7 protein-coding genes and 4 pseudogenes are annotated in these 5,721 nt (G+C 53.1%); 6 read left to right on the forward strand and 5 right to left on the reverse strand.

What is annotated here, in order from left to right:
- Positions 1-194 precede the first annotated feature (194 nt).
- Both AC1DIH_RS27925 and AC1DIH_RS27930 read left to right on the forward strand, forming a co-directional pair.
- A complete protein-coding gene (locus AC1DIH_RS27925) occupies positions 195-638 on the forward strand; it encodes a lysis system spanin subunit (protein WP_477774061.1) in 444 nt (147 codons plus the stop codon).
- Between the two features lie 16 nt (positions 639-654).
- Positions 655-810, forward strand: a pseudogene (locus AC1DIH_RS27930) (DUF2514 family protein); the annotation flags it as partial.
- A gap of 210 nt (positions 811-1,020) precedes the next feature.
- Here AC1DIH_RS27930 and AC1DIH_RS27935 read toward each other — a convergent pair.
- A complete protein-coding gene (locus AC1DIH_RS27935) occupies positions 1,021-1,479 on the reverse strand; it encodes a hypothetical protein (protein ID WP_477774062.1) in 459 nt (152 codons plus the stop codon).
- A gap of 511 nt (positions 1,480-1,990) precedes the next feature.
- Positions 1,991-2,561: pseudogene (locus AC1DIH_RS27940) on the reverse strand (site-specific integrase); the annotation flags it as partial.
- A 405-nt stretch (positions 2,562-2,966) separates the two neighbouring features.
- Between AC1DIH_RS27940 and AC1DIH_RS27945 the strand changes: the two are divergent.
- Positions 2,967-3,098 (forward strand): Cro/CI family transcriptional regulator, encoded by a 132-nt coding sequence (locus AC1DIH_RS27945; protein ID WP_477774067.1) that lies wholly within the window; start codon positions 2,967-2,969, stop codon positions 3,096-3,098.
- Positions 3,099-3,394: 296 nt separating this feature from the next.
- On the opposite strand, the gene AC1DIH_RS27950 is transcribed toward AC1DIH_RS27945, so the two are convergent.
- Positions 3,395-3,655 carry a hypothetical protein gene (locus AC1DIH_RS27950; RefSeq protein WP_477774063.1) on the reverse strand — a complete coding sequence of 87 codons (261 nt, stop codon included), beginning with the start codon at positions 3,653-3,655 and terminating at the stop codon, positions 3,395-3,397.
- Between the two features lie 30 nt (positions 3,656-3,685).
- On the reverse strand, positions 3,686-4,207 hold the full coding sequence (locus tag AC1DIH_RS27955) for an N-acetyltransferase family protein (protein ID WP_477774064.1): 522 nt from the start codon (positions 4,205-4,207) through the stop codon (positions 3,686-3,688).
- A 150-nt stretch (positions 4,208-4,357) separates the two neighbouring features.
- Here AC1DIH_RS27955 and AC1DIH_RS27960 point away from each other — a divergent pair.
- The 3 genes and pseudogenes from AC1DIH_RS27960 to AC1DIH_RS27970 form a co-directional block, all read left to right on the forward strand.
- Positions 4,358-4,474: pseudogene (locus AC1DIH_RS27960) on the forward strand (phage holin, lambda family); the annotation flags it as partial.
- A 58-nt stretch (positions 4,475-4,532) separates the two neighbouring features.
- The gene (locus AC1DIH_RS27965; RefSeq protein ID WP_477774065.1) at positions 4,533-4,763 is read left to right on the forward strand and encodes an Acb2/Tad1 domain-containing protein; all 231 of its coding nucleotides are present in this window, start codon (positions 4,533-4,535) and stop codon (positions 4,761-4,763) included.
- Positions 4,764-4,987: 224 nt separating this feature from the next.
- Entirely contained in the window at positions 4,988-5,377 is a 390-nt protein-coding gene (locus tag AC1DIH_RS27970; RefSeq protein ID WP_477774066.1) for a hypothetical protein, read from the forward strand.
- Positions 5,378-5,453: 76 nt separating this feature from the next.
- Here the strand turns inward: AC1DIH_RS27970 and AC1DIH_RS27975 are convergent.
- A pseudogene (locus tag AC1DIH_RS27975) lies at positions 5,454-5,639 on the reverse strand (helix-hairpin-helix domain-containing protein); the annotation flags it as partial.
- Positions 5,640-5,721: the final 82 nt, after the last annotated feature.

Below are 5,721 nucleotides of genomic sequence, written 5' to 3' on the forward strand. Positions count from 1 at the left end.
TTTTCAGGACAGTCGGGAGCGGCTACTCATCGAGGGCCGAGCGTTGTAGCAGCAACGCTCACAATGAGCCCGGATACATTAGCGCAAGCCAGCTTTACCGAAAACAGCCAAAGAGGTTGCAGGAGAGGGGCTGACCATACATTTTTATGGAGCTTCCTATGGCAGAACCAACGAGCACTGCCGCAGGCTTGCTTATGGCCAAGTACGGCGTTGCGATCGCTGGATTCGCTGGGGCAATCCTGTCCCTGACGTTTCTGCGAGGCCTTTCCCGAAAGGAGGCAGCTTGGGCTGTCTTCACCGGATTTGCTTCGGCGATGTTCACCACCCCTTTGGCGGTGCACTACTTCAACCAAACCCACTACGAGGCTTTGACCCATGCTCAAAAAGACCAGGCTCGCCTGCGCGATCGCCTTGCTACTGCCGATCTACGGCTGTCAGTCCTCATCAACGAAGCGGATTCAGCCGGTGGTTGCGCAGTGCCAGCCAGTGCCGCAGCCGGTGGCGTGGTTCATGGAGGAGCGCGCGCCCGACTTGACCCGGCGCATGCTCAAAGAATTGTCGCCATCACCGATGCCGGCGACCAAGGGCTGATCGCGCTGGCGGCGTGCCAGGCCTATGTGCGGGAGCTCTCGCATTAGTGTGTGAGTCTTACACTGTACATCCGCCGTAAGCCAGCCAGCTACCCGCGCCGCAATGGTGCTTGCCGACGTGCTCAAACGCGCTGACCAGCGAGCGGGCGATCTGGCTTCAGTTGCTGACCAAGCCAGAGTAATGACTTGCGAGCAGGCATATTATGGGCTTGGAAGGTAGCTCGATTACTTCTCCAGCCACAAATCGTAGCGCGAGAACACCATGCCGAAGCCCCCAGCCTGGGCGAAGGGCGTCACGCAGACGTTGAAGCTCAGTCATCACATCTTTTTCAGAGAAGTCCTGTAAGTGGGCCTCTGTGTAAGCTATACAATTTGGATGACTCTTCACGGTAGCATCTGCAATCATCGCTCAATATATCCGCAGAAAAACTTACATGATCACTACAAGTTTCTTGGACTGACAAACAAACAGCGTATTTTTTTCTGGAATATGCAGAGTGACTCCGTAGGCCCCTGGCGCTAACGACGAAGTATCTAAAATGAAATTAAATCCAGAATTAGTTAGCTCCTTGTTGTTGTACGCCTTCGCTATATCAGGGCGGTCAATTCGCACAGGATCCTTGGCAGTCATTGGCTCGCCTTTTGCGCCAGTTAGTTTAATTTGCAGATCTTGCGCTGTAATGTGTTTGGACTCGTTAAATGCCCAGCCATTGATTTCAACTCTACCCTGCTTAACATATACAATAGCGTCAGGTTTGCCGGCAATGAAATCCACGGAGCATTTATCCGTGCCATACGTGGTTACGGTTTTGTTTTCAACGTTATCGTTGCAGCCTGATAGAAATACCGCTGTCATAGCCATGAAGCCCACCGCACTGATCTTGTTCATAGTTTCCTGTTGATCGTCGAAGTCTGAAAGCGACTCATTCTACGCCAATCCATTCAATTTGGCTGTCTTTTAGGATGGACTTTCGATCCCGCCAGGGAATGTATGTAAAAGGAGGTCGTATGAATGCTCAGATAGCTCGATATAAAGCAGCGATCAAATTCCAGCATGCGGTTGTAGTGGGTGACGGTTTCCAATACGGTTGGGCATCCAAGCCAGTCGGTGGTGTCTTCGATGTCGAGGGGGGCCACGATAGGCGCCTTTACTGCGCGCTGTTTGGATATACAGTGATCGGGGCGTGATGGTCGGGCGAGGGTGGGGCGACGAGCTGTAGGAATTTGGGGATGTACGGTCGGCAGGACGCCGCAAGCTTGGGCCAATTCTTGGGCCAATGAGGGGTTTTGATGGGGGCTTGAGTGGTCTTTAGCCCCCGGAATTACTCACTACAGCCCTCACAAATACCCGATTAAAACTGCATCGTGATGTTAGCTGTGGAGATCAATTACTTTACCTTTCAATAGCTTAGGTTGCGCTTATTTGAGCTGGGACCAATTTGGAGTTTTTCCAGTTCACTCCAATCTGAGCTTGAGTTGATCCATCGCGCATAAGTAGACAGCAACATCTGCACGCTATGGCCGAGTTGCTGGGAAATGAAGGCGGGGTTCATGCCAGACATAATGCATATTGTCGCATAGGTGTGACGACAGTTGTATGGCGGTCTGTGTCGCATTCCCAGGGCTTTCAGCGTCGGTTTCCACTGCTTGTGCAGGTCAGACGTCTGCCTCACATACTCGCTGTTCTTTGATGGCGGAAAGATGAAGGGGGGTTCCAGGATTTTTCCTGCCCCTTTTTTCCGACGTTCTGCATATTTTTTGGCGAACTCCAGGGCATGCAATGCTCGCTCGTTGAGCAGTACAAAACGATCACCCCCGTTTTTGTACGCTCCACCACTTCCCCTAAGGCAATCCCGCGGCAGACGTGGGTAGTCCTTTTCTCCATGCTCACTGCATCCCACCGCAAGGCAAGGGCCTCAGATAGACGCAGTCCCGTGAAAAAACAAATTCGAAAAATGCCGCGTAGATAGCTGTAGCAGGCGGTGAGTGGCGGCGTTAGATCTCACAAGTGTTTCGAGAATCCGCTGGAGCTCTTCCGTAAGAATGCGCTCGCGCTGCGCCTCTTCCTTGGCTGTCTCGGCTTGTCTTACATTCTTTCGAGGAGGTCGGGGAGGGCGTATTGATCTGACATGAGGTCGATTCCGTTCGGGAAATCGAAAGCGTAGCAGTTAGAGGGGAGCGAGCAACAAAAAGCCCGCAGTTGGCGGGCTCTCTTTAGATGGAGCCAAATCCCTTTGGCCGAACGCATTGTGCTTGGTGAATGTGACAAAAGCGTGACGGGGGGAGCAACAAAAAACAGCGTAGGCTAAAGCTTTCGACAGTACTGGCTATCAAATATCAACGGTGGATGAACTGCTGCTGCATGAAGCTCTCGGCGTGAACCAAAGCGCAATTTCGCAAATGGTCCGGTCCGACAGAAGCATCGAAATCACCATTTTTGACGATGGCCATCTTGAGGCGAATGAAATTCGTCCGATCCCTGCGCGGCCGAGGAGAGCGGTCGCCTGAAGCTGTCAGCTTCCTGTCGATCTGTTGAGGCCAGATTATAAGAGAGCAGTCCCTATGGATACGTCCAGTTCCAGACACACCGTACAAACCCGTGATCAGGTGCTGGTCGCTCATGCCGCAAACCAAATTGCTCGCAGGCACTTGAGTCAAGACGACTTTGCCCAAGCGTTGAGTCGAGAGCTGCATCTGTCTTGCTCGGGTATTTGAAGTGGCGCGTTAAGTCGCGACACGTTTCGCGAATAGGCAAAGTGTGTGGCGAGCTGTGCTAATCACCAAGACTTACGACCTTGATTGGCTCAGTTGCTATAGCGCCCGACCGACTGCGGTGAAACGGGGAACCAGAGCCAATCATCCTCTTGTATAGGGGTGTTGAAATTTCGCTTTACTTCGAAAACGTGATCGCTGCCCTTACTGCCAGTCAGCGAGATGATGTGAGCTGCCTGCCAGCCTTTAAATGGTTCAACTTGTAATCCCAGCCAGCCTACGCTGAGTTGATCCTCACAAATACCGGCATGGAGCCAGTATTTCAAATACCAGAGTAATGCGATGACAGCCAAGCAACCCAACTGGGAGGCGATCGAACGCGCCTATCGGGAAATGTCGCAGCACATCACAACCATTCCGATCTCGGTCTTGTCGGTGCTAAATGGGATCTCGCCTAGTACTTCGAAGCCGAAGCCCTCGTAGAAGCGCCTCGCACTGGCGTTGGCTTTTAGTACGTCGAGCCAAATGAAATGCTCTTTACGATCTTTGGCAAGTTGGCGGATGAATTGCAGAAGCTGTTTCCCGTAGCCTTTGCCTGCTTGGGTCTTGAGGAAGTAAATTTTTTGGAGCTCCGCACCAGCCTTGCCGGAAATAGGCGTTGGCTTCGACCAGTTAACCTTTGAGAACCCTACCGCTCTGTCGTCTTCATCGAGGGCTATGAGCCAACAGTGATGCGTGGGTGCCCCTATCGATTCCTGAAGCGTCAGGACTGAAAAGTCTTCACTCAAGAAATGCTGCATGCCTGAGGGGGTCCAGATGTCGGAGAAGTGCTCTCGATACGTCTCGATGCCGATATCACGAAGTGCGTGGATATCTTCAATAGTCGCCTCTCGAATTTTGATCACTGTCTCGCTCCTTGCGTTGAGTTGATCTCGACCAATACCTACAACGCGCCGGTATTTCAAGTATTAGGTAACCCATGGACAGGCCACACCCGCCTGTGTCACTGCTTGAACTGTCTGACCTATCCAACTTGGGTATCCGCCTCACCCCAGCCCCGGAGCATGGCCACTTTCTCCGGTGGCTGGGTTGGCTTACTGGGGGGGGGGACGATCCGCAACATCGCTGACCGGGTGACCGACTTCAAGTTGCCAAGCCGCAAGCCTGAATAATCCGCGACACGTTTCGCGAATCAGCAAATTGTGTCGCGACCTGCAACGAGGAATCACCATGGACAATCAGCACAAGAAAATCACCGGTTACCGCGACCTGACTCAATCTGAAATCGACGGGATGAACTCCATCAAGGCGCTTGAAACTGACGCCGGCGAGTTGTTCAAGCAGATCGGCCAGGTTGAAGGTGTTGATCCGCGACTGTTGGCTCTGGCCAAGACCAACTTGCAACAGGGCTTCATGTGGTTCGTGCGCTCGATCGCGAAGCCTGCCGATCCGTTCAGTTGATGGGTAACGTTACAGGGCTCCGTTACGCTCTACCGCTGAGCCGGACATCAATAAGGCCGTCGCCGATCTGAACGGCGCCGTAGACAAGGCGTTGGATTACAGCCTCAAACACTGGATAGCGCTGATGCGCTACTTCCATGACGGTGCTGTGCCCATTGATTACAGTTGAATTTTGCTCCTGATATGATCGGCGGCTTTGCTCTCTCTTGTTCAAGGTCGAATCAATGAAAGTGTGGCCCAAGATAAAAAGCCTGGCATTGTTGTTACTGGTGAGCCTGGGGCTCAATGCGTTAGTCCGCCTCTACCTGCGCCTCACGTTCATTTTGACCCCCATTGATACGGTCACTTCGCTGGGCCGCGACATACTGCTTCATCAGATGCTGGAAATCCTCGGTATCACCTTGGGCAGCACGCTGATCCCGGCCTTGTTGTTGCTGTTCAACTATCGGCTGACGGCCTACGGCACGTTGATTATCTTCTTTCTGTTCGGCCTACAACTGCCGCCGGCCGTAGCCCTAGGCCAACTGTTAACGCTGTTCTGGATAGTGATGGTGATCATATGGCTAGCCTGGAACAAGCTGCGCGGCCTATATCACTACTACCGCGCCAAGTAACTCCCTAGCGCCATTCAGAACTCTGCGCCTTAACCATGACCACCAAGCAACCCGACTGAGAGGCAATCGAACGCGCCTATCGGGTGGGGCTATGCTCTGCTGAGTCCCTTGCAAGCTCGACGGCCGCAGTGATTGCTGCTCTGGCTTGAGGACTGTTCTTCCAGCAAGTCGAACCCAATGCCGCGGATGCTTGAGTGGGGATTCCATGCGCACTTGGACACCCAGTCCACGAACACTTGGACAGCGATTCCACGCTCACTTGGACACTCATTCCACGGCCACTTGGACACTGATTCCACGAGCACTTGGACAGTGATCTCTCACTGATCCGACCCAAGCTCAGG

It is taken from the genome of Pseudomonas sp. 05N36 (genome assembly GCF_056397385.1).